A 23,673-nucleotide genomic window follows, 5' to 3' on the forward strand; every position below is an offset into this window, starting at 1 on the left:
GTGCCGCTAGATCTACGACACAGGTTCCAAGCCCAAAGGCTGGCGACGGCGTGCACCCGCTCCGCCCGGGTTGCCCCGAACTCTTAGAGTCTAGGAAAGAAACATACAAGGCTGGCGGTGAGCACAGCGAACCCCAGCGATCCGGCGTAGCGCAGCGAGCTGGGGTTCGCCTGCGGCTCACCACCAGCCTACGGTTTGCGCTTCGACCGCCGGCACGCTGTGCCCCGTCCTGGTCCGGGTGCAGGGAAGATTGCCCGACTTCCACGATCAGCAAAGAACAAAAAAGCGGCCCCGCGGAGCCGCTTCTTCGATGCTCTGCTTCCCCGCCTGCGCGGGACTCAGGGCGGCACGACTAGAAATTGTCCAGCACCGCGCCCTTGCTCGCGCTGCTCGCGTTGAACGCGAACTTCGCCTGCACTCCGCGCGTGTAGCGCGGCGCCGGCGCCTTCCACGCGGCGCGCCGCTTCGCGATCTCGGCATCCGGCACGTTCAGCTGCAGCTTCAGCTGGTGCGCGTCGATGGTGATCGAGTCACCCTCGTTCACGAACGCGATGGTGCCGCCCGCTGCCGCTTCCGGCGCGACGTGGCCCACCACCATGCCCCAGGTGCCGCCGGAGAAGCGGCCGTCGGTGATCAGGCCCACGCTTTCGCCGAGGCCGGCGCCGATCAGCGCGCCCGTGGGCGCGAGCATCTCCGGCATGCCGGGGCCGCCCTTGGGCCCGAGGTAGCGCAGCACCATCACGTCGCCGGCGTGGATCTTGCCGTCGAGGATCGCCTGCAGCGCCGACTGCTCGTCGTCGAACACACGGGCCGGCCCGGTGATGACGGGGTTCTTCAGTCCGGTGATCTTGGCGACCGCGCCTTCGGGCGACAGGTTGCCCTTGAGGATGGCGAGGTGGCCTTCCGCGTACATCGGCTTGTCGATGGGGCGGATCACGTCCTGGTCGGCGCGCGGCTGGTCCGGCACGTCCTTCAGGGTCTCGGCGATGGTCTTGCCGGTGATGGTCAGGCAGTCGCCGTGCAGCAGGCCGGCCTTCAGCAGGATCTTCATCACCTGCGGGATGCCGCCGGCCTCGTGCAGGTCCACGGCCAGGTACTTGCCCGAGGGCTTGAGGTCGCACAGCACCGGCGTGCGCTTGCGGATGCGCTCGAAGTCGTCGATGGTCCATTCGACGTCCGCCGCATGCGCGATCGCCAGGAAGTGCAGCACCGCATTGGTCGAGCCGCCCGTGGCCATGATGACGGCGACCGCGTTCTCCAGCGCCTTGCGCGTGACGATGTCGCGCGGCTTGATGTCCTTGCGGATGGCCTCCATCAGGACCTTGGCCGACTCGAGCGCGGAGTTCTGCTTCTCGTCGTGCGGATTGGCCATGGTGGAGGAGTAGGGCAGCGACAGGCCCATCGCCTCGAAGGCCGACGACATCGTGTTCGCCGTGTACATGCCGCCGCACGAGCCCGTGCCCGGAATCGCGTGCTGCTCGATGTCCTTGAGTTCCTGGTCGCTGATCTTGCCGGCCGCGTTCTGGCCCACGGCCTCGAAGACGCTCACGATGTTGAGGTCCTGGCCCTTCCACTTGCCCGGCAGGATGGTGCCGCCGTACACGTAGATCGCCGGGACGTTGGCGCGCAGCATGCCCATCATGCCGCCCGGCATGTTCTTGTCGCAGCCGCCGACGACCAGCACGCCATCCATCCACTGGCCCTGCACCGCGGTCTCGATGCAGTCGGCGATGACCTCGCGGCTCACCAGCGAGTACTTCATGCCTTCGGTGCCCATGGCCATCCCGTCGGAGATGGTGGGCGTGCCGAAGATCTGCGGATTGCCACCCGCTTCCTCGATGCCGCGCACGGCGGCGTCGGCCAGCTTCTGCAGGCCCGAGTTGCAGGGCGTGATGGTGCTGTGGCCGTTGGCGATGCCCACCATGGGCTTGCCGAAGTCGGTCTCCTTGTAGCCCATGCCGTAGTACATGGAACGGTTGGGAGCGCGCGACTTGCCTTCGGTGATGGCGGCGCTGCGCAGCGGCTTGATGGGGATGGTCTTCTTGTCCATAGGCTGCGGAGGATACGCCGGCCCGGTGATTCTTTCCAATCCGTTTTCCAGGCGCCATTAATATGCGCGGCATATGAAGGAAGCCGCCATCGAACTGCGCCTGTGGCGCCAGTTCGCCGCCGTCGCCGGCGAGCTGCATTTCGGCCGCGCGGCGCGCAGCCTGCACATGACCCAGCCGCCGCTCACGCAAGGCATTGCGCAGCTCGAGCGCCTGCTCGGCGTGCGCCTGTTCGAGCGCACCAAGCGCAGCGTGCGGCTGACTGCCGCGGGTGAGGCGTTGCTGCCGTCAGTCCAGGAGCTGCTGGCTCGCGCGGGCGCGCTGCCGCAGCAGGCGCGCGCCGCGGCGGCCGGCGAGCTCGGGCACTTGCGCATCGCCTTCGTCTCCACCGTCGGCTTCGCGCTGCTGCCGCAGTGGTTGCGCGTGTTCCGGGCGCAGCACCCGCGCGTGCAGATGGAGCTGATCGAGTCCACCGGCGACGTGCAGGTGGAGGCTTTTGCGCGCGGCGAGATCGACGCCGGCTTCATGCTGCACTCGCCCGGCTTCGCGCCGCGCGGCCTGCAGCACCGCCCGGTCGCGCGCGAGCCGCTGGTGCTGGCCGTGCCCGATGCGCATCCGCTGGCACACGCTCCGCGGCTCGCGCTCGCCCGCGTGCTGGCCGAGCCGCTGGTGATTTTCCCGCGCCGCATCGTGCCGTCCCTGCACGACGCGGTGCTGGGCATGTACCACGCGGCCGGCCTGGAGCCGCGCGTGGTGCAGGAGGCGATCCAGATGCAGACCATCGTCAACCTGGTCTCTGCCGGGCTCGGCGTGGCGTGGGTGCCGGACAGCGTGCGCCAGTTCCAGCGCAGCGGCGTCGTCTACCGCCAGCTCGGGGGACGCCAGTCGGCGAGCGTGCCGGAGTGCGAGACCACGCTGGTCTGGGAGCGCATGACGCCGGCCCTGGAGCGGTTCGTCGAGGTGGTGGCGGCCGGGTCCTGAACCCGGCGCGCAGCCGGGCGGCGCGGCCGCCAGCTCCCTCCTCGCCCTGGTCCGCCCGCGCTCGCTGCCGCTGCGCCACAATGCCGGCCATGCTGGTCCACCCGAACTTCGATCCCGTTGCCGTCCAGATCGGCCCCATCGCCATCCACTGGTACGGCATCACCTATCTCGTCGCGTTCGGCCTGTTCATGTGGCTGGCCCACCTGCGCCTGCAGCACGAACCCTATCGATCCATCCAGGGGCCGGGCGCGTGGTCGCGCAAGGACATCGAGGACATGCTGTTCCTCGGCGTGCTCGGCGTCGTGATCGGCGGCAGGCTGGGCTACTGCCTTTTCTACAAGCCGGAGTTCTATCTGCGCAACCCGCTGCAGATCCTGTTCGTGTGGCAGGGCGGCATGAGCTTCCACGGCGGGCTGATCGGCGTGATCGCTTCGCAGTTCTGGTTCGCGCACAGCCGCCACAAACCCTTCTGGCAGCTCATGGACCTGATCGCTCCCTGCGTTCCGCCGGGGCTCGGGGCCGGGCGCATCGGCAACTTCATCAACGGCGAGCTGTGGGGCCGGCCGGCCGACCCGAACCTGCCGTGGGCCATGGTGTTCCCGCAGAGCGGCAGCAGCGTTCCGCGGCACCCGTCGCAGATCTACGAACTGCTGCTCGAGGGCGTGCTGCTCTTCATCGTGATGTGGCTGTACGCGCGCAAGCCCCACAAGGAGGCCCAGGTCTCGGCCGTCTTCCTGGTCGGCTATGGCGCGGCGCGCTTCACCGCCGAATACTTCCGCGAGCCGGACTCCTTCCTGGGCGTCCTCGCGCTGCACATGAGCATGGGGCAGTGGCTGTGCATCCCCATGATCCTGGGTGGCGTGCTGCTGTGGGTGTGGGCGGAAACCCGCACGACGCCTGGCAGCCAGGCCCCGGCTTCGCACGGTCCAGCAACCCGCTGATCCTCGCGGCCTCGGCGCGGTCCGGCCGCGACTTTGCACGGCGGCGCCTCAGGACATCCGACGCCGCCGGGGAACTGCCAGCACCTCCGCACGTCCGAACCTCCCGGCGCCGTTCGGCGGCGGGTGCAGGGATTTCCACCGCGGCGGCCCCACGCGTCCGGGTTCCTTGCCATAATTACACGTAATTATAGAAATCCCCGAAGGTCTGCCGGTGCGCCTGGTCCACAACTCACTGCACGACGAAGTCGCCGCCCAGCTGCGGGAGCGGATCTTCGACGGCGAGCTCACGCCCGGCACCTTCCTCGACGAGGTGAGGCTTGCCGAGCAGCTGAAGATCTCGCGCACGCCGCTGCGCGAGGCGCTGAAGGTGCTCACGGCCGAGGGGCTGGTGCGGCACGAGCCGCGGCGCGGCTGCTTCGTCAACGAGGTGACCGAGCACGACCTGGACGAGATCTTCCCGGTGCTCGCACTGCTGGAAGGCCGCTGCGCCTTCGAGGCCGCGCGCAAGGCGAGCGACGCGGACATCGCGGTCCTCGACGACCTGCACCAGAAGCTGGCGCGCTATGCGAAGGCCAAGCGCATCAACGAGTACTACGCGACCAACTTCGCCATCCACGAGGCGATCATCGCGCTGGCGGACAACCGCTGGCTGGCGGGCGTGATCGGCGACCTGCGCAAGATCGTGAAGCTGTCGCGCCTGCAGCAGCTGCACGCGCCCGGACGGCTCGAACAGAGCTTCTCCGAACACCTCGCCGTGTTTGCCGCGCTCAAGGCCCGCGACCCCGAGGGCGCCGACGCCGCGATGCGCACCCATCTCACGCGCCAGCGCGATGCGCTGCGCGCGCTTGCACGCGCCCAGAGCACGAGGCTCGCGTGAACACCGGTTCCCCCACTTGCGAAGAGGCAGCCCATCGTGATTCCCGCTGACTGGATTTCCCGGGGGGCCGCCTTGTGGCGGCCCGGCTTCGAGGCGAAGGCGACCGCCGGCGCCAGTCGTGAGGCGAAGCCGCAGGCTGCCGCCGTGCCAGCGCCCGCCGCGCAGGCAGCGAGCACGCACGCGCCAGGGGCGCGCACCACGCGCGAACGCCTGAAGGCCACCTGGCGCAAGGGCGAGGAGGCACTGTCGCCGCGCGTGCTGCGCCGCACGCTGGCGGATCTGCAGGCGATCGTCGATCCGCGCGCGAGCGAGGTCGAGGGCGGACGGCGCGCCCGGGCCTTCGCGCAGTGGTACGCCGGCGCCTCGGCCGAAGAGCGGCGCGACGCCTGGCTGCTCGCGAGCGAGCAGTTCGGTCCCGACCCGAAGAAGGTGCAGGCCGCGCGCGAGCATCACCAGGCCGTGCAGGGCACCGCCGAAGAAAGCGCGGCCGAGATCCGCCTGCGCCGCGCGCTGGTGTCGCCGCGCACGCGCCTGCTGCAGCGCTTCGCTGCCTTTCCGGGGGGCATGCGCTTCCTCGTGGACCTGCGCGGCGAGCTGCTGCCCCACCTGCGCTCCGACAAGCGCCTGCTGCCGCTCGATGCGGAGCTCGAGACCCTGTTCACCACCTGGTTCGACGTCGGCTTCCTCGAACTGCGGCGGCTCTCCTGGGACTCGCCCGCCTCTCTGATCGAGAAGCTGATCAAGTACGAGGCGGTGCACGACATCCGCAGCTGGGCCGACCTGAAGAACCGCCTGGACAGCGACCGCCGCTGCTACGGCTTCTTCCACCCGCGGCTGGACGGCGATCCGCTGATCTTCGTGGAGATCGCGCTCACCGACAGCCTCTCCGACTGCATCACGCCGCTGCTGGACGAGACCGCCGCGGCATCGGACCTCGCCAAGGCGACGACGGCGATCTTCTATTCCATCAGCAACTGCCAGCCGGGTCTCAAGGGCGTGAGCTTCGGCGACTCGCTGATCAAGCGCGTGGTGGAGACGCTCAAGACCGAGTTCCCGCGGCTCAAGACCTTCGCGACGCTGTCCCCGATCCCCGGCTTCCGCGCGTGGGTCTCGAAGCAGGTCCCGCCCGAGACGCTGGCGCGCTGGGAGCATCCGCTGGAGCTGGGGCCCAAGTCGCCCGAGCGCGAGGAACTGCTCGCGTGGGCCGCGCAGTACCTGGGCAAGGAGTTGAAGGACGGCAAGCCGCTGGACCCCGTGGCCCGCTTCCACCTCGGGAACGGCGCGCGCGTGGAGCGCCTGAACTGGGCGGGCGACCCTTCGCCCAAGGGCCTGAAGCAGTCTTTCGGGCTCATGGTCAACTACTTGTACGATCCGAAAAAGCTGGACAAGTATCGGACGCAGCTGGCGCAGGGTGAAATCCCCATGGCGAGCGCGATCTCGGACTTGTACCGTTAGGCCCGCGGCGGCGGCGCTGCGTCCGCAGGCCGTCACGAACAGAGGAGACACGATTCATGTACCGCGGCCCGAGGCCAGGACAGCCATGACCGGACAGGTGCGTCTCGCGCTGCACGGGCCCGTCGCCCGGGTCACGCTCTCGCATCCCGGCAAGCTCGATGCCATGTCGCGCGCGATGTGGCGCGAGCTGCGCGATGCCTTCCTCGCCATCCACGGCAACGCGGAACTGCGGTGCGCCGTCGTCGCGGGCGAGAACGGCGGCTTCTGCGCCGGCGGCGACATCGCCGAGTACCCGCAGTTCCGCTTCCATCCCGAGACCCTGCGCCGCTTCCATGAAGAGGATGTGTGGGGCGGCCTGGCCGCGATGCTCGCCTGCGAAGTGCCCGTGGTGGCGCAGATCGACGGCGCCTGCATGGGCGCAGGCCTGGAGATCGCGTGCTGCTGCGACATCCGCATCGCGGGGCAGTCCGCGCGCTTCGGCGCGCCGATCGCGCGGCTCGGCTTCCCGATGGCGCCGCGCGAAGCCCAGCTCGTGGCCGCCGTTGCCGGCGAGGCGACCTTGCGCGAGATGCTGCTGGAGGCCGTGCAACTGGATGCGCGCGAGATGAAGGCGCGCGGCTTCCTGCAGCGCGTCGTCGCCCACGACCAGCTGGAGCTGGAAGTGCAGGCCACGAGCGAGCGCATCGCGCAGCTCGCGCCGCAGGCTGCCCGCATGAACAAGCGCATGCTGCGCCGGCTCGCCGCGCGCGCGCCGGATGCACCGCTGCCCGGCGACCTGCTGGAACGCGCCTACGATTACGCCACGAGTGCCGAGCACCGCGAGGGCATCTCCGCCTTCCTGGAAAAACGAACGCCCCGCTTCTGACCCTTCCCGCCATGGACCACAACCGCAACCTGTTCACGGCGCTGCGCGCCGCCTTCCCGCAAGACCTCGACGGCATCGCCGTGGAGACCGACAACGGCCTGGCCTACAGCTGGCGCGACCTGGAGCGCGGCACGGCGATGATCGCCAACCTGCTCGCCTCGCTGCAGCTGGAGCAGGGCGCGCGCATCGCCGTGCAGGTGGAGAAGTCCGTCGAGGCGATGATGCTGTACCTGGCGACGCTGCGCGCCGGCTACGTGTTCCTGCCGCTGAACACCGCCTACCAGAAGGCCGAGATCGAATACTTCGTGGGCAATGCGGAACCCGCGGTCGTGGTGTGCACGCCCGCGAACTTCGGCTGGGTGAGCAAGATCGCCTTCCAGGCCGGCACCCGGCACGTCTACACGCTCGGCGACGACCGCACGGGCTCGCTGCTGGAACGCGCGGCGCGCCAGTCCGACCGCCATGAAGTCGTTGCCCGCCAGGACGACGACCTCGCCGCGATCATCTACACCAGCGGGACGACCGGACGCAGCAAGGGCGCGATGCTCACGCACGGCAACCTGCGGTCCAACGCGGAGGTGCTGAAGACGTACTGGGGCTGGCGTGCGGGCGACGTGCTGATCCACGCGCTGCCGATCTTCCACGTGCACGGCCTGTTCGTGGCGATTCACGGCGCGCTGCTCAATGGCAGCAAGATGCTGTGGTTCGCGAAGTTCGACCCCAGGAAGGTGATCGAGCGCATGCCCGAGGCGACGGTGTTCATGGGCGTGCCCACGCTCTACGTGCGCATGCTCGCGGAGACTACGTTAGCCCGCGCCGCGGCGCGCAACATGCGCCTGTTCATCTCCGGATCGGCACCGCTGCTGCTGGAGACCTTCAACGCCTGGCAGGAGCGCACCGGCCACACCATCCTGGAACGCTACGGCATGAGCGAGACCATCATGCTCACCTCGAACCCTTACGACGGCGAGCGCCGCGGCGGTACCGTCGGCTTCCCGTTGCCCGGCGTGGGCCTGCGCGTGCGCGACGAGCAGGGGAAGGACGTGCCGACCGGGGAGATCGGCGGCATCCAGGTGAGGGGACCCGGCGTGTTCAAGGGCTACTGGCGCATGCCCGAGAAGACGCGCGAGGAGTTCACCGACGACGGCTGGTTCAGGACCGGCGACGTCGGCCGCATCGACGAGCGCGGCTATGTCACGATCGTGGGCCGCAGCAAGGACCTGATCATCAGTGGCGGTTACAACGTGTACCCCGCGGAAATCGAGGGTTACATCAACGACATGCCGGGTGTGGCGGAGAGCGCCGTGGTGGGCGTTCCGCATGCGGACTTCGGCGAAGTCGGCATCGCCGTGGTGGTCGCCAGGCCCGGCGCGCAGCTCGACCCCGAGGAGCTGGTCGGTACGCTCAAGACGCAGCTCGCGAATTTCAAGATCCCCAAGCGCTGCTTCGTGGTGACGGAACTGCCTCGCAACACGATGGGCAAGGTGCAGAAGAACGTGCTGCGTGAACAGCACAAGACGCTGTTCCAGCGCGAAGCGGCCTGACTCGCACCTGAACGCCTCGGTGTTTCCACGCTGGCGCTCGCACAATGCTGGCCTTGGCTCTGCGCGGGCCGTACACTGCTTGCCCGCGTTTGCATTTCATCCCATGGCGGTCTCGGAGTTCCAGGCAATCCATGCAGTCGCCCTGCAGATGGCAGCGGCGCTGGACACCTACGAGGCGGACACAGACGCGATGGTTGCCGCGTGGCCGGATCTCGAGCGCTATCGCACGGTGAGCGGTGACGTCGACCGGCTGCGGATGTACAGCTCGAGCCTGCCCGCGACCAGCGTGCAATGGGCCGAACTGCTGATCGCGCACGCGCAACTGGTGCACTACCTCTGGCGCGATTGCTACGGCGAAGGCGGGGGCAGCGCGGAGGCGTTCCGGCAGGTGCGAGACCACCATGCCGACTGCATCGCGGCGCTGCGCAGTCGCTGCGCGCGGCTGGCGCGCAGCCGCCACCCCCCACCGCACGCGGCCTGATCAGCGCGGGTCCGGCACCGGCTCCGTCAGGTCGCGCAGGATCTTCACGAAGCCGACGGCCTCGCCCGCCTGGTTGCGCATCAACATCATCGTGCCCGTGCCGCGGAAGCGGCTGCCGTCCTTGCGCAGGTGCATGCGCTCGTCCGAGGCGCGGCCTTCCTGGCGCGCCGTGCGCGCTTCCTTCTGCGGCGCCTGCGCTGCCCGGTCTTCCGGAGTGAAGATGAGGTCCGCGGTGCGCCCCATCACCTCGTCGCTCTTGTACCCGAGCAGCCGCTGGGCGCCACTGTTCCAGCTCGTGACCCGGCGCTCCAGGTCCGTGGTGAAGATGGCGTATTCGACTGCGCTTTCCACGATCAGGCGCAGACGCTCCTCGCTTTGCCGCAGCGCCTCGGCCGAGGCCCGGGCGGCGCTGATGTCGCGTGCCATCGCGGTGCCCGCCATCACCTGGCCGTTCTCATCCTTGATCGGGGAGATCGTGAGTGCGACATGCACCTGGCTGCCGTCCTTGCGCCGGCGCACCACCTCCAGGTTCTCGACGCTGCGCCCCGCGGCAATGTCCCCGAGCACGCGCTTCTGCTCGTCGCGGTTGCCGGAACTGAGGATCTCCAGCGGCTGGCCGATGGCTTCCTCGGGCGTATAGCCATACAGGCGCTGCGCGCCGGGGTTCCAGCTCAGGACGGTGCCGTCCAGAGCGAAGCTGATGATCGCTTCGGTGGTGGCGGACACCACGGCCGACAGCCACCTGCGCACTTCCTCGGCCTGCTTGCGCTCGGTGATGTCGATGAAGGTGAACACGATCCCGGCGATGCGGTCGTCGACCGTGCGGTAAGGCATCAGCCGCGCGAGGTACCAGCTGCCGCTGGACTGGCCCACCTCGCGCTCGATGGGCACCAGCCCCTCCAGCACGCGCCGCGCATCGTCCCCGAGCTGCGGGTAGTCGAGCTGCGTCGCCATGTCGGTGAGCGGCCGGCCGACGTCGCCCGGGATCAGGTTGAACAGGCTCACCGCGGCCGGCGTGAAGCGCGTGATGCGCAGCTCGCGGTCCAGGAAGATGGTCGCGATGCGGGTCGCGTCCATCAGGTTCTGCATGTCGCTGTTGGCGCCGCTCAGCTCGTCGACCTTGGACTTGAGCTCCTGGTTGACGGTGGTGAGCTCCTCGTTGATCGACTGCAGTTCCTCGCGGCTGGTCTCCAGTTCCTCGCTGGCTGCGCGCATTTCCTCGTTCATGGCCTGCAGCTCCTCGTTGCTGGCCTTGAGTTCCTCCGCGGAGGCTTCGTAGTGCTCCGCGGTTTCGCGCAGGTGCGACTTCAGCCGCTCGATCTCCGCGTCGAGGTGGCGTGCGAGCGGGTCGGCCTCCAGCCGCGCCGCCTTTTCCTCGTGCGTTTCGCCGGCCGCGGGCTGCACCTCGAAGATCACGAGGAACAAGGTCTCGCCGCCTTCGTTCGCCGGCAGCACGCGCACGCCCGCGAGGACCGAGCCGCCCGCAACGGCCAGCGTCGCCGGCGGGATCACGACTTCGCGCTGCTCCTGCGCGGCCTGCACCAGCGCCGCCCGCATCTCGATGCGCAGCTCGGGCCGCACGGCGCGCAGCAGGTTGCGGCTCGGCTCGCCACCCGCGAGCTGCAGGAAGCGGCCCGCGCTGGGGGAGAGATGGACGATGTCATGGTCGGCATTCACCAGCACCGACGGCGGCGCCAGCCGCTCCAGCAACTGCAGGTGGACGTCGGCCCAGCCCGAGCGGGAGCCCTCGCGCCTGGGAGCGGCCGCGGATTCCATGGTGAGCCCGGCCGCGTGCGCCAGATCGAAGGCCCGCCCCGCCGACACCGGCGGGGCAAGCGAGAGGTTCTGTTCCGCCACTCGCGCGAATGAGGCGCCGGCCTGCGACAGCGAGAGATGCGAGCGCGCGCTCGCCCGGCGCGAGTAGATGCGGTGCTTCTTGTCCACCACGGTGAACAGCGCGCCCTTCTCGTCGATCGACTCGGACGAGCCGAGGAACAGCTTGCCGTCCGGCAGCAGCGAGAAATGCAGCGTCTCCAGCACGTGTACCTGGGATTCGCGCGTGAGGTAGATCAGCAGGTTGCGGCAGCTCACCAGGTCCAGCCGCGAGAAGGGCGAGTCGCGCAGCACGTCGTGCACCGCGAACAGCACCATCTCGCGCAGTTCGCGCCGCACCCGGTAGCCCTTGTGCTCCTTCACGAAGAAGCGCAGCAGGCGCTCGTCGCTCACGTCGGCCTCGATCGCGGCGGGATACACCGCGTCGCGCGCCGTGCGGACCGCCTGTTCGTCCAGGTCGGTGGCGAAGACCTGGACCAGCGGCGGCGCCTCCATCGTGCGCGCATGCTCGCTCAGGAGCATCGCCACGCTGTATGCTTCCTCGCCGCTCGCGCAGGCCACCACCCACACCCTGACCGAGTCGTTCGGTCCCTTGCCGGCGAACAGGGCCGGGATCTGCGCCTCCAGCGCGGCGAAGCAGTCCGGGTCGCGGAAGAAGTTCGTCACCGAGATCAGAAGGTCCTGCAGCAGCGCCCCGCATTCGCCGGGGCGCGTGCGCAGGCAATTCAGGTACGCGCCCAGGTTGTCCACGCCGTTGACCTGCATGCGCCGGCCGATGCGGCGCAGGACGGTGGCCCGCTTGTAGTTCGAGAAGTCGCGGCCCGTGCGCGTGCGCAGGAAGCTCAGCACGTCGCGCAGTTTGTACTCGTCGGGCTTCGCCGCCGCGGCAGCGTCCGCCGGCCCTTCCTCCGGCGGCAGTTCCACTGCCTGCTCCAGTCGGAAGTACGAGAGCAGCCGGGCTGGCATGTCTTCCACCGGAAGCACCCAGTCGACCATGCCCGTGTCGATGGCTGTGCGGGGCATGCTGGCGTGGGCGGCCTGGTCCGGGTCCTGTGCGATGGTCAGCCCGCCGTGCTCCTTGATGCGCTTGATGCCGATCGCGCCGTCGCCGTCCAGCCCCGACAGCACGACGGCCGCGGCGTGCGCGCCATGGCTGTCCGCCAGGGTGCGGAAGAAGATGTCGACGACGACATGGCGCGCGCGTCCGTCGGGGATGGGCGCGAGGCTCAGCTCGCCGTCCTCCAGCTGCAGCAGCCGGCCGGGCGGGATCACATACATGGCGCCTGGCTCCACCGTGACCGTGTGCTCGACCTTCACCACCTTCATGCGCGTGCAGCGCTGCAGCAGCTCGGCGAGCACGCTCTCGTGGTCGGGGGAGAGGTGGATCACCACCACGAACGCCATGCCGGACTGCTCGGGCATGGTCGTGAAGAAGGCCTGCAGGGCCTCGATGCTGCCCGCCGAACCCCCCAGGCCCACGACGGGGCACTGGCGGTAGCCGTGGCTCGGGACGATGTCGTCGACGTGCTCCGCCAGGCCCGGCGGGGCAGACTTCGCCGGCGGTTCTTGGGTCATCCGTTCCTCTCGTGGAGGAGCGATTATGAAGCGCCCGCCGCGCTGCACAAGGCACGCCCGGAGCCTTCGTTCCGAACCTGCGCGAGGCTCAGCGCGTGCCCGCTTGGCAGCGGTAGCTACACTGTGCCCATGTCTGCTTCCGATGCCCACGTCCTCAGCGCCGTCGCCTTTCAGCTGGCAGCAGCGGTCGGCGCCTACGACGAGGACGTCACCGAACTGGTGCAGTCCGGATTCGACCCCGAGCTGTACCGGCGCGTCAGTCGGCAGATGGACCAGATGCGCATGTATGCGGCGGCGCTCCCGCCCGTGTCCGTTTCGTGGGCCGAGGTGATGATCCGCCACTTCGAGCTGACCCACTGTGTCTGGCGGGTGCAGAAGGACGGCACCGGACTCTCCGAGCTGCGCGCCGTGCACCAGCAGTTGCAGCAGGCGCTGCAGCGCCTGTCACGCCTCTGCGCGCAGCTGATGCCCACGGCCTGAGCACGGCCGCGCCGGCAGTCCCGGCCGTTCCGCGCCACAATGCGGCCCTTCTGCCCTGGAGACCGCCATGAAGGCCAACAACGTCCTCGACACCATCGGCCGCACGCCCCACATCCGCCTGCGTCGCCTGTTCGGCGACACGCACCAGGTGTGGGTGAAGTCCGAGCGCGCCAATCCCGGCGGCTCCATCAAGGACCGCATCGCCCTCGCCATGGTGGAAGCCGCCGAGCGCGACGGCCAGCTCAAGCCCGGCGGCACGATCATCGAGCCGACTTCGGGCAACACCGGCATCGGCCTGGCCATGGTCGCGGCGGTGAAGGGCTACAAGCTGGTGCTCGTCATGCCGGACAGCATGTCCATGGAACGCCGCCGCCTGATGCTCGCCTATGGCGCGAGCTTCGAGCTGACGCCGCGCGAGAAAGGCATGAAGGGCTCGATCGCCCGCGCACAGGAACTCGCGGCGCAGACGCCGGGCGCCTGGATCCCGCAGCAGTTCGAGAACCCGGCGAACGTGGAAGTGCACGAGCGCACGACGGCCCGCGAGATTCTCGAGGACTTCCCCGAAGGCATCGACGCGCTGATCACCGGCGTCGGCACCGGGGGCCACATCACCGGCTGCGCCCGCGTGCTCAAGCCGCTGTGGCCGCAGCTGAAGGTGTTCGCCGTCGAGCCGACCACCTCGCCCGTGCTCTCGGGCGGCCAGCCCGCGCCGCACCCGATCCAGGGCATCGGCGCCGGCTTCATCCCGCAGGTGATGGACACGTCCGTGCTCGATGGCGTGATCCAGGTCGACGCCGAGGCCGCGCGCGAGATGGCGCGGCGCTGTGCGCGGGAAGAGGGCTTGCTGGTGGGCATCTCCTCGGGCGCGACGCTCGCGGCCATCGCGCAGAAGCTCAAGGACCTGCCAAGCGGCGCGACCGTGCTGGGCTTCAACTACGACACCGGCGAGCGCTACCTGTCGGTGGAAGGCTTCCTGCCCTCGCCGTGAGCATGTAGCGCTACGCGGCGCGCAGGTTCCCCCTGCAGAGCGAACAATCGGAGACAAAGACCCCCACAGCGTGCAATCCGCGCGCACAATGTTGGTCACTCCTCACACTCGGTAGTTCTCGGTGCAAGTCCCGTTGTCTCACCAGGTTGACGTCGCCGGGTTCCATACCGAAGCCACGCGCCTGCTCGCGCTGCAAGTTCCGCCCCAGGACGTGCATTGGTCGGCCGCGCCGGCCCAGTCGGTGGACGAGGAGCCGCTGGAGACCGCGCGCGCGGCCATCCGCAATCGCGCTGCGCGCGCGATCATCCCGCAATCGTTCATCCGCATGAGCGAGCTCGTGGTGCTGCACCGCGACCCCGAGCGTTTCGATCTCCTGTACCGCACGCTCTGGCGGCTGATCTACGAGCCCGAGCTGAAGAACGATTTCGCCGACAAGGACATGGCTCATCTGCGCCAGATGGCGCAATCGGTGCGGCGCGACATCCAGAAGATGAAGACCAAGCTGGTGTTCCGGCAGCTGACCGTCAAGGGCGAGAGCGTGCCGGTTGCGCAGTACGAGCCGGTGCACTTCATCGCCGAGGCGGTGGGCGGCTGGCTGGCCGGCCGGGCCCCGGACGGCTGGATCCTGCTCACGCCGGACCGCAGCCTGCGCTGGAACGGCGAGCACCTGTTGAGCGCGCCCGCCGTGGCGCCGCCGCCTGCGCCGCAACTCACCTGGGACGACTCGCAGCTCGCCGCCATCCTGGAAGCGCTGCCCTGGGTGTGATCAGGCCGGCGGGGAGGGCGTCTCCATCCCGCTGGAGAAGCTGAAGTCGCTGCGGGTGTCGCGCCACTTTCCGTGCTCCTCCCCGATCAGCTCGCGACAGCGCAGGAACAGCGTGTCGAGCGCGGCGTCCTGCGTGTCGCGCAGCTGGTGGTAGCGCGGATCGGCGTAGTAGGGCCGCTGCTGTCCCGCGTGGCTCATGCGCAGGATGTTCTCTTCCCACAGGTACTGCATCAGCTCGCGATGGGTCTGCAGCAGCTGCAGCATGCAGCGCGAGAGTTCGGGGAAGTGCTCGTCCTTCACCTGCACGGCCTGCGCCAGCGCCGCGGGGATGTCGATGTCCGGGTCGCGATGCAGCAGCGGCTCGTCGCGATGCCAGTCCACCCAGGCCGTGTACGCCTTGAGGTAGTCCATCAGCCGGTAGCCCGCCGCCCGCCTGCGCGCGGCCCGCTTGAGCAGACGGGAGCGCACGCGCCAGAGCACGACCGCCGCGGCGAGCGCGAGCGCCACCAGCAGGGCTGGGAGGTACGGGTCGAGGCGGTCGAGTGCGAGCACGGCGGGGGATGCCCGGGGCGGGCAGGCAGAGTGCAGGGAAACGATTGTCCCCCCGTCCGCCACGGGCCTGTCAAGGCCGCGCCAGGCGGCGGAGCGAACGGGATGGCCGGTAGGCGACGGGGAAGTGGCGCGACTTGATGCACGCGCGCAGCGGCCTGTCCACGGCGGCTGCGGCTGTCACCGTGAAACGGGGCCGCCCGTCATGGCGCCTTCACGCCACGCCGCCGGCTCATCTCCTCGCCCATGGCGTGCCGTGCCTGCGGGTCAACGAGCGCCTGCGCGGCCGGAAAGACGATGCCTTCCTCGTTGCCCAGGTGGGCGCCGTACAGGGAGGCGAACGCCTCGAGCCGCGCCTCGTCCTCGCTCTCGAGTTGGTCCACGGCGCCGTCGGCAACAAGCGCGAGCACCCGCCGGGCCTGCTGCCAGCGCGAGTCCATCTCCAGGTGTTCGCGCTGCAGGCGCTCCACCAGCGCGCGCACGGCGGGGTCGCCCTGCGCGAGCAAGGGCGGGAACACGTGGAGCTCCTCGTCGAGGTGGTGTTGGGGCGCCGCCATGTCGAAGTAGCGCGCCACGTCGCGTGCCGCCTGCCGCGCCTGGGCGTCGCTGCCATGCGCCGCGACGTGCGCGCGCAGCCGCTGAAGCAACGTGAGCATGCGCCGCACGCGCTGGTGGCACGCCTCCAGCATCTCGAACGGCTCCTCGAAGCCCGCGCCCGGCGCGCCGACGAGATCGGAGAGACGCTGCGGTTGCGTCACGCTGCCGCTCCCGCGCTCACCCGCAGGCGCCCACGTGGCCGCACTGCGTGCAGAAGTCGCAGCCGTCCTTGCGGATCATGGCGTGCGCCCCGCATTCCGGGCACTTCGCTCCGGTCATGGTCGGCGGCGCGTCGCCGCTGGGGACCGCAGGCGTCGCCAGCGCAGCCACCGGCTCGCCCTGGCGGCGCGAGATGATGTTCTGGATGGCGTAGGCGATGGCGGCGACTTCCGAGTCGTGCCACATCGGCACGGCGGCTCCGTCGGGACGGGTGTAGGTCCCCAGGCGCACGGGCCCGCGATCCCACGCCACCTTGCGCATGTCGGCGAGCGCGCGTTCCAGGAAGCCGCCGCGCGCGGCGAGCGAAAGCAGCCGCATGCTGGACGTGATCCACTGCTGCGACTCCCCGCTCTGGCCCACCGGCATGAAGAACTCGATGGCGCGCTCGCGGCCGTCGGCGATCGGCAGGAAGGACACGACGATGTAGAGCGTCTGGCGACCCTGCTGCGTCCAGTAGTCGATCTTCTCCACGACGCCGGGCAACTGGCCCGGCGGGCGGCGCTCGATGGTCGCGCGCATGGGGTCGACCTTGCGCCGCTCGCCCTCGGGCGCGGCCTTCGCCGAGGGCTCGCTGCCGGTGGACAGCACCGAGCCCAGGATGTCGTTCGGCCGGTAGGTCGCCAGGCCCTTGAGGCCAGCGCGCCAAGCTTCCAGGTACAGGCCCTGGAAGTCGGCGTAGGGATATGCGGCCGGCACGTTGACCGTCTTGGAGATGGCGCTGTCGATGAAGGGCTGCACCGCTTCCATCATCGCCAGGTGGTCGGAGGCGGACATCTCCAGCGCCGACACGAACCAGGGCGGCAGCTTCGCGGTGTCGCCGCCCAGCGAGCGGAACAGGCGCCACGCGTGGTCCTCCACGATGTACTCGGTGGTGCTGCCGTCGCCCTCGCGCTTCTTGCGCCGGTAAGTCCAGGAGAAGGGCGGCTCGATCCCGTTGGAGGCGTTGTCCGCGAACGCGAGGCTGACCGTGCCGGTCGGCGCGATGGACAGCAGGTGGCTGTTGCGGATGCCGTGCTTGCGGATGTCGGCCTTCAACGGCTCGTCGAGCCGGCTGGCGAAGGTGCCCGCTTCCAGGTACTTGTCGGCCTCGAACAGCGGGAACGGACCCTTTTCCTTCGCGAGCTCCACGGATGCGGCATACGCCGCGTCGCGCATGCAGCGGGCGATGCGCGCAGCCATCTCGCGGCCGTCCGCCGCGTCGTAGCGCAGGCGCAGCATGGCCAGCGCGTTGCCCAGGCCGGTGAAGCCCACGCCGATGCGGCGCTTCGATCGCGACTCCTGCTGCTGCTGCGGCAGCGGCCACCAGGTGAGCTCCAGCACGTTGTCCAGCGCCCGCACCTGCGTCGCGACAGCGCGGGCGAAGCGCTCGAAGTCGAACGTTGGCGTGCCGCCGAAGCCGAACGGATGCGTGATGAACTTCGTCAGCACCACCGGGCCGAGGTCGCAGCAGCCGTAGGGGGGCAGCGGTTGCTCACCGCAGGGATTCACGCAGCCGATTTGCTCTGCATACCGCAGGTTGTTGTCCTTGTTGATGCTGTCCATGAACAGCACGCCCGGCTCCGCGAAGTCGTACGCCGAGCGCATCACCGTGTCCCACAACTGCTGCGCGGGCAGCGTGCGGTACACCCACAGGCCGTCGCCGCGCTGGTGTGCGCCTTGCGCGAGGAGCGCCGCGCCCGGCTTCGCCTTGTGCACCAGCGCCCAGTCGCCGCCGGCCTGCAGGACGCGGATGAACTCGTCGCTCACCGCGACGGACACGTTGAAATTGTTCCAGCGGCCGGGCGTGCGCTTGGCCGTGATGAACTCCAGCACGTCGGGATGGGCTATGCGCAGCACGCCCATCTGCGCGCCGCGACGGGCGCCGGCGCTTTCCACCGTGGAGCACGAGTGGTCGAACACGTCCATGTAGCTGCACGGCCCGGAGGCGACCGAGGCGGTCGCCCGCACCTCGGCGCCACGCGGGCGGATGCGCGAGAAGTCGTAGCCGACGCCGCCGCCGCGCCGCATGGTCTCGGCGGCTTCGCGCAGCGCCTCGTAGATGCCCGGGAAGCCTTCGTCGTCGCGGCCCTGGATCGAGTCGCCCACGGGCTGCACGAAGCAGTTGATCAGGGTGGCCTGTAGCTGCGTGCCGGCTGCGCTCATGATGCGGCCGGCGCCGATGGCGCCCGCCTGCAGATTGTCGAAGAAGCGCTGCTCCCACTCGGCGCGCAACGGCGGCGCCTCGACGCTGGCGAGCGCACGCGCCACGCGTCTCAGCAGGTCGGACTCGGAGGCCTCGCCGTCCTTCAGGTATTTCTCGCGCAGCACGTCGAGGCTGATCGCCTGGGCGGGCAGGGCGGCAACGGGGGACGGAGACGGATCGCGCTTCATGCGGCAGGCACCTTCAGGGTGGGCGCCGGCACCCGCAGGGACGGCGCATGGGTCGAGAATAGTCCTTTGCCGGCACTCTCGCCGGTCGTCCCGACAAGGGCCTGGGCCCTGCAGGACATGGAGGGCGCGGCGCGCCCGGCGCGCGTGTCACTTCACCAGCAGGACCGGGATGTCGCACTGGGTCAGCACGTTCTGCGCGACGCTGCCCAGCAGCGCCCGGCCGAGCAGGCCCATGCCATGCGTGCCCATCACGATGAGGTGCGCCTTTTCCTTGTGGGCGGCCTTGACGATTTCCGGCCCGGGCGCGCCGACCACCCACTTCGTGGTCGCGGCGATCTCATGGCGCTTGAGGAACTTGTCGATCGGCTTGAGGACCTTCTCGGCCTCCTCGCGATGGTAGTCGTGCACCGCCGAGGCGCCGACCATGGCTTTCACGCGTGGCGGCACGGGCAGCTGCACGTTCAGCACGACGACCTCGCCGTCGTCGCCGGCCAGCGCCTCGTGCGTGAGGAGGAAGGCGAGCGCCTTCTTGGTGAAGCGGCTGCCGTCGGCAGCCAGCAGGATCTTCATGGATGTTCCCCTGTCCTTCCCGGTCAGCGCAGGACCAGCACGGGAAGGCTGCCATGGGTCAGGACATGCTGGGTCTCGCTGCCCAGGAGTATCCGCTTGAGACCCTTGCGGCCGTGCGAGGCCATCACGACCAGGTCGCACTTGTTCTTCTTCGCCGTGCTCAGGATGGCTTCCGCCACGAGGTCGGACTTCACCGTGATGGCCTTCGCGCTGACGCCCGCCTTCGTGGCGGCGCGGCTGACCTGGTCGGCAAGCGCCTGGCCCTGCTCGGCCCACAGCTTCTCCACGCGCGCGATCTCGTCCGGCGCGGTGCTGATGCCGCCCTCGAAATACGATGCCCGCGAACCGCCTTCTTCGACAGCGCAGAGCCATCGGTCGGCACCAGGATCTTCTTGTACATGCTGGGTCCCCTTCTCGGATGGGCCAGAGCTTAGGACGCCCGTTCCGGTGCGGCTTGATGTGCATCAAGAGGACGGACGATCCCGGTCGATAGCCTTGCGACATGCAAGCTGCCGCCTCACCCGACCTCCTGTCCGTGCGGCCTCCCGCACCGCAGGTGCCGGATGCACGTGCAGCCGTCGACACGCGCGAAGAGTGGGAAACGTTCAGCCGACCCGCGCCCGGCCGCGCGGGGCTGTGGGAGTCCTACCTCGCGATCGAGGGCATCTACTGCGCGGGCTGTTCCCTGGTCATCGAGCAGGCGCTTGCCGGCGCTCCGGGTGTCGCCGGCGTCGAGGTGAACGGGGCCACGGCCACCGCCCGCATCGTGTGGGACCCCACGCGCGGCCGGCCGTCGCAGTGGCTGCAGGCGCTCGAGCGCGCGGGCTACCGCGGGCTGCCCGCGGGCGACCAGATCGACGCGCTGCCGCGCCGTCGCGCCCAGCGGCTGCTGCTGTGGCGCTGGCTGGTGGCGGGCTTCTGCATGATGCAGGTGATGATGTACGCGGTGCCCGCGTACATCGCGCAGCCAGGCGACATCACGCCCGACGTTGCGGCGCTGCTGCGCTGGGCCGCGTGGGTGCTGACGCTGCCGGTCCTGCTGTTCGCGTGTGGCCCCTTCTTCACGTCGGCCTGGCGCGACCTGCGGCACGGGCGCGTGGGCATGGACGTGCCGGTGAGCCTGGGCATCCTGATCGCCTTTGGCGCCAGCACGGTCACGACCTTCGATCCCACGGGTCCGCTGGGCGGCGAGGTCTGGTACGACTCGGTGACGATGTTCGTGTTCTTCCTGCTCTCGGGCCGGCTGCTGGAGCAGCGGCTGCGCGATCGCACCGCGGGTGCGCTTCAGGCGCTGCTGCGCCGCTTGCCCGAGACGGTCGAACGCCTGGGCCCGGACGGCGGCGCCGAGCGTGTGTCCGTGCGCCGCCTCGCGCCGGGCGACCGCATCCGGCTGCAGCCCGGCGAGGTCTTTCCCGCCGACGGCGTCGTGCTGGAAGGCGCCACGCACGTCGACGAAGCGCTGCTCACCGGCGAGTCCACGCCGCTGCCGCGCACGCCGGGCGAGGGCGTGATCGCGGGCAGCGCGAATTTGGACGGCGTCGTCGTCGTGCGGGTGGACCAGCTGGGCGAGTCCACGCGCTTCGGTCAGGTGGTCGCGCTGATGGAGCGGGCCGCGCACGAGAAGCCGCCGCTGGCGCGCCTCGCCGATCGCGTCGCCACGCCCTTCCTGCTGCTCGTGCTGCTCGCCGCCGCGGGCGCCGCCTGGTGGTGGTGGCCGCAGGGGCCCGCCCACGCGATCGGCGTCGCGATCGCCGTGCTGATCGTGACCTGTCCGTGTGCGCTGTCGCTGGCCACGCCGGCTGCGCTGCTGGCCGCTGCCGGCGCGCTGGCCCGCCGCGGCATCCTGGTGCGCCGGCTCGAAGGACTCGAGGCGGCCGCCAGCATCGACACCGTACTGTTCGACAAGACCGGCACGCTGACCATGGACCGCCTGCAGATCCGCGCGGTGCGCACGCGCGCCGGCGTGACGCCGCGCGAGGCGCTCGCGCTCGCCGGCGCGCTGGCCCGCCATTCGCTGCACCCGGTGGCGCGCGCCGTCGCCGCCGCCGCCGCCGCGGGCGAGCGTGGGGCGCAGGCGCAGGATGTAAGCGAACGGGCGGGGCTCGGCGTCGAGGGCACAGTGCAAGCCACCGACGCCGCGCGCCGGCTGCGCCTGGGATCCGCGCGCTTCTGCGGCCTGCCTGCAGCCGACGACACGCCGGGCGCGCAAGTGCACCTGGCCGATGACGGCGGCTGGCTCGCAAGCTTCGCGCTCGACGAAACACTGCGTCCTGGCGCCGCGGCCGCAGTGGCCGCACTGCGGGCGATGAACCTGCAATTGCAGGTGCTCTCCGGCGACCAGGACGATGCAGTGCAGCGGCTCGCGGGCCGTGCGGGCATCGCACAGGCGCTGGGGCACCAGGCACCGCAGGACAAGCTGGACCACCTGGCGCAACTGCAGCGCGCCGGCCATCGCGTAGCCATGGTGGGCGACGGCATGAACGACGGGCCGGTGCTGGCGCGCGCGGACGTGGGCATCGCCCTGGGAGAGGCGGTGCCGCTGGCGCAGGTCCGCTGCGACTTCATCATCCAGGGCGGCCAGCTCGCGGGCGTTGCTGCCATCGTGGCGCAGGCGCGCCGCGCGCGCGCGGTGGTGCGCCAGAACCTGCTCTGGGCCGCCGCCTACAACATCGTGTGCGTCCCGCTCGCAATCGCCGGCCTCATGCCCGCCTGGCTCGCGGGACTCGGCATGGCAGGCAGCTCGCTGCTCGTGGTGCTGAATGCGGCGCGGCTGGCGGCGCTGCCCTCCGCGGCCCTTCATGCGACGCCGCGCGCCGAGCGGCCCGAGGTCGTCGCGCCCGTCACCACGGCAAACGCCGCGCCCTGAACACCACGCCCATGGACATCCTCTTCCTCCTCATTCCCCTGTCCATCGTCCTGGCGCTGGCGATCCTCGGTGCGCTCGCCTGGGCGGTGTGGCGTGGCCAGTTCGAAGCCATCGAGGCGGAGGGCGAGCGGATTCTGGATGACGATTGACGTGAGTCAAGCAGGCGCATCGGGGCGACGGGGAAACTGGGAGCTTCTGAAAAAGGTGTTTCATGAACCCAGCTCCCGTCAACGCTGCGACGTACAACGACACCGTCGTGCGGCAGTTCTCGCTGATGGCTGTCGTGTGGGGTGTGGTGGGCATGCTCGTTGGCCTGCTCATTGCATCCCAGCTCGCTTGGCCTGAACTGAACTTCGGCATTCCCTGGCTCAGTTACGGGCGCCTGCGGCCGCTCCACACCAACGCGGTGATCTTCGCCTTCGGCGGCTGCGCGCTGTTCGCCACCAGCTACTGGGTGGTGCAGCGCACCTCGCAGGTGCCGCTCTTCGCCCCGAAACTTGCGGCGCTCACTTTCTGGGGCTGGCAGCTCGTGATCGTCGCTGCGGCCATCAGCTTGCCCATGGGCTATACGCAGGGCAAGGAATACGCCGAACTCGAATGGCCGATCGACATCCTGATCGCCATCGTCTGGGTCGCGTACGCGGTGGTCTTCTTCGGCACCATCGGCATGCGCAAGGTGAAGCACATCTACGTGGCCAACTGGTTCTACGGCTCCTTCATCATCGCCGTCGCCCTGCTGCACATCGTCAACAGCGCGGCGATCCCGGCGGGCTTCATGAAGTCCTATTCGGCCTATGCCGGCGTGCAGGATGCGATGGTGCAGTGGTGGTACGGCCATAACGCGGTCGGCTTCTTCCTCACCGCCGGCTTCCTCGGGATGATGTATTACTTCATCCCGAAGCAGGCGGAGCGCCCGGTCTACAGCTATCGCCTGTCCATCGTGCACTTCTGGGCGCTGATCTTCACGTACATGTGGGCGGGCCCGCACCACCTGCACTACACGGCGCTGCCGGACTGGACGCAGTCGCTGGGCATGGTGTTCTCGCTGATCCTGCTGGCGCCCAGCTGGGGCGGCATGATCAACGGCGTGATGACGCTGTCGGGCGCCTGGCACAAGCTGCGTGACGACCCCGTCCTGCGCTTCCTGATCGTGTCGCTCTCCTTCTACGGCATGAGCACCTTCGAGGGCCCGATGATGTCGATCAAGACGGTCAACGCGCTCTCGCACTACACGGACTGGACCATCGGCCACGTGCACTCCGGCGCCCTGGGCTGGGTGGGCCTGATCTCGATGGGCTCGCTGTACTACCTGATCCCGCGCCTGTTCGGCCAGAAGAAGATGTACTCGGTGCCGGCGATCGAGCTGCACTTCTGGATCTCCACGGTCGGCATCGTCCTGTACATCGCCGCGATGTGGATCGCCGGCGTGATGCAGGGCCTGATGTGGCGCGCGGTGAACGCCGACGGCACGCTCACCTACACCTTCGTCGAAGGCGTGAAGGCGACCTATCCCTTCTACGTGATCCGCGTGATCGGCGGCGCCCTGTACCTGGCCGGCATGCTGGTGATGGCCTGGAACACCTGGATGACGGTGGCCGGCGGCCGCGCCACCCGCGCCGCCGTCCCGCCCGTGGTCGCGCACGCCTGACAACAACCGCTGGACCCACC

19 protein-coding genes and 1 pseudogene are annotated in these 23,673 nt (G+C 69.5%); 13 read left to right on the forward strand and 7 right to left on the reverse strand.

The genetic code is table 11. The features are described 5' to 3' along the window. Positions 1-352: 352 nt before the first annotated feature. A complete protein-coding gene (gene ilvD, locus JJB11_RS25210; protein WP_201177999.1) occupies positions 353-2,050 on the reverse strand; it encodes a dihydroxy-acid dehydratase in 1,698 nt (565 codons plus the stop codon). Positions 2,051-2,123: 73 nt separating this feature from the next. On the opposite strand from ilvD, the gene JJB11_RS25215 reads away from it, so the two are divergent. The 7 genes from JJB11_RS25215 to JJB11_RS25245 all read left to right on the forward strand — a co-directional run bounded on the left by JJB11_RS25215 (position 2,124) and on the right by JJB11_RS25245 (position 9,192). Then, on the forward strand, positions 2,124-3,029 hold the full coding sequence (locus tag JJB11_RS25215) for a LysR family transcriptional regulator (protein ID WP_201178001.1): 906 nt from the start codon (positions 2,124-2,126) through the stop codon (positions 3,027-3,029). 89 nt (positions 3,030-3,118) lie between these two features. After that, positions 3,119-3,970: a prolipoprotein diacylglyceryl transferase gene (lgt, locus tag JJB11_RS25220; RefSeq protein WP_201178002.1), complete on the forward strand. Its 852-nt coding sequence runs from the start codon at positions 3,119-3,121 to the stop codon at positions 3,968-3,970. Between the two features lie 211 nt (positions 3,971-4,181). Then, positions 4,182-4,847, forward strand: coding sequence for an FCD domain-containing protein (locus tag JJB11_RS25225; protein ID WP_201178005.1), 666 nt, complete (start codon positions 4,182-4,184; stop codon positions 4,845-4,847). Positions 4,848-4,880: 33 nt separating this feature from the next. Then, positions 4,881-6,302 (forward strand): malonyl-CoA decarboxylase, encoded by a 1,422-nt coding sequence (locus JJB11_RS25230; protein ID WP_377372058.1) that lies wholly within the window; start codon positions 4,881-4,883, stop codon positions 6,300-6,302. 85 nt (positions 6,303-6,387) lie between these two features. Continuing rightward, the gene (locus JJB11_RS25235; protein WP_201178007.1) at positions 6,388-7,167 is read left to right on the forward strand and encodes an enoyl-CoA hydratase/isomerase family protein; all 780 of its coding nucleotides are present in this window, start codon (positions 6,388-6,390) and stop codon (positions 7,165-7,167) included. Between the two features lie 11 nt (positions 7,168-7,178). Continuing rightward, the gene (locus JJB11_RS25240; RefSeq protein WP_201178009.1) at positions 7,179-8,711 is read left to right on the forward strand and encodes a malonate--CoA ligase; all 1,533 of its coding nucleotides are present in this window, start codon (positions 7,179-7,181) and stop codon (positions 8,709-8,711) included. A 103-nt stretch (positions 8,712-8,814) separates the two neighbouring features. After that, a complete protein-coding gene (locus tag JJB11_RS25245; protein ID WP_201178011.1) occupies positions 8,815-9,192 on the forward strand; it encodes a hypothetical protein in 378 nt (125 codons plus the stop codon). Here JJB11_RS25245 and JJB11_RS25250 read toward each other — a convergent pair whose 3' ends face one another. Continuing rightward, positions 9,193-12,600, reverse strand: coding sequence for a PAS domain S-box protein (locus JJB11_RS25250; RefSeq protein WP_201178013.1), 3,408 nt, complete (start codon positions 12,598-12,600; stop codon positions 9,193-9,195). A 129-nt stretch (positions 12,601-12,729) separates the two neighbouring features. Here JJB11_RS25250 and JJB11_RS25255 point away from each other — a divergent pair, with 129 nt between their 5' ends. The 3 genes from JJB11_RS25255 (at position 12,730) to JJB11_RS25265 (ending at position 14,834) form a co-directional block, all read left to right on the forward strand. Then, the gene (locus JJB11_RS25255) at positions 12,730-13,080 is read left to right on the forward strand and encodes a hypothetical protein (protein ID WP_201178015.1); all 351 of its coding nucleotides are present in this window, start codon (positions 12,730-12,732) and stop codon (positions 13,078-13,080) included. A 67-nt stretch (positions 13,081-13,147) separates the two neighbouring features. Next, positions 13,148-14,068, forward strand: coding sequence for a cysteine synthase A (cysK, locus tag JJB11_RS25260; protein WP_201178017.1), 921 nt, complete (start codon positions 13,148-13,150; stop codon positions 14,066-14,068). A gap of 133 nt (positions 14,069-14,201) precedes the next feature. Next, entirely contained in the window at positions 14,202-14,834 is a 633-nt protein-coding gene (locus JJB11_RS25265) for a DUF4130 domain-containing protein (RefSeq protein ID WP_201178019.1), read from the forward strand. On the opposite strand, the gene JJB11_RS25270 is transcribed toward JJB11_RS25265, so the two are convergent. The 5 genes and pseudogenes from JJB11_RS25270 to JJB11_RS25290 form a co-directional block, all read right to left on the reverse strand. Beyond that, positions 14,835-15,386 carry a hypothetical protein gene (locus tag JJB11_RS25270; RefSeq protein WP_201178021.1) on the reverse strand — a complete coding sequence of 184 codons (552 nt, stop codon included), beginning with the start codon at positions 15,384-15,386 and terminating at the stop codon, positions 14,835-14,837. 200 nt (positions 15,387-15,586) lie between these two features. Next, on the reverse strand, positions 15,587-16,072 hold the full coding sequence (locus JJB11_RS25275) for a hemerythrin domain-containing protein (RefSeq protein ID WP_201178041.1): 486 nt from the start codon (positions 16,070-16,072) through the stop codon (positions 15,587-15,589). 85 nt (positions 16,073-16,157) lie between these two features. Then, positions 16,158-18,569 carry an adenosylcobalamin-dependent ribonucleoside-diphosphate reductase gene (locus JJB11_RS25280; RefSeq protein WP_201178023.1) on the reverse strand — a complete coding sequence of 804 codons (2,412 nt, stop codon included), beginning with the start codon at positions 18,567-18,569 and terminating at the stop codon, positions 16,158-16,160. Between the two features lie 147 nt (positions 18,570-18,716). Then, positions 18,717-19,139 (reverse strand): universal stress protein, encoded by a 423-nt coding sequence (locus JJB11_RS25285; protein WP_201178025.1) that lies wholly within the window; start codon positions 19,137-19,139, stop codon positions 18,717-18,719. Between the two features lie 23 nt (positions 19,140-19,162). Then, positions 19,163-19,539: pseudogene (locus tag JJB11_RS25290) on the reverse strand (universal stress protein). Positions 19,540-19,641: 102 nt separating this feature from the next. Between JJB11_RS25290 and JJB11_RS25295 the strand changes: the two are divergent. The 3 genes from JJB11_RS25295 to ccoN all read left to right on the forward strand — a co-directional run bounded on the left by JJB11_RS25295 (position 19,642) and on the right by ccoN (position 23,653). After that, positions 19,642-22,005 carry a heavy metal translocating P-type ATPase gene (locus JJB11_RS25295; RefSeq protein WP_201178027.1) on the forward strand — a complete coding sequence of 788 codons (2,364 nt, stop codon included), beginning with the start codon at positions 19,642-19,644 and terminating at the stop codon, positions 22,003-22,005. An 11-nt stretch (positions 22,006-22,016) separates the two neighbouring features. Then, a complete protein-coding gene (gene ccoS, locus JJB11_RS25300) occupies positions 22,017-22,154 on the forward strand; it encodes a cbb3-type cytochrome oxidase assembly protein CcoS (protein ID WP_201178028.1) in 138 nt (45 codons plus the stop codon). A gap of 62 nt (positions 22,155-22,216) precedes the next feature. After that, the gene (ccoN, locus tag JJB11_RS25305) at positions 22,217-23,653 is read left to right on the forward strand and encodes a cytochrome-c oxidase, cbb3-type subunit I (protein WP_201178030.1); all 1,437 of its coding nucleotides are present in this window, start codon (positions 22,217-22,219) and stop codon (positions 23,651-23,653) included. The last annotated feature ends 20 nt before the right edge of the window (positions 23,654-23,673 follow it).

The sequence above is a fragment of the Ramlibacter ginsenosidimutans genome (assembly GCF_016654015.1).
In the GTDB taxonomy this organism is placed as follows: Bacteria; Pseudomonadota; Gammaproteobacteria; order Burkholderiales; family Burkholderiaceae_C; genus Ramlibacter; species Ramlibacter ginsenosidimutans.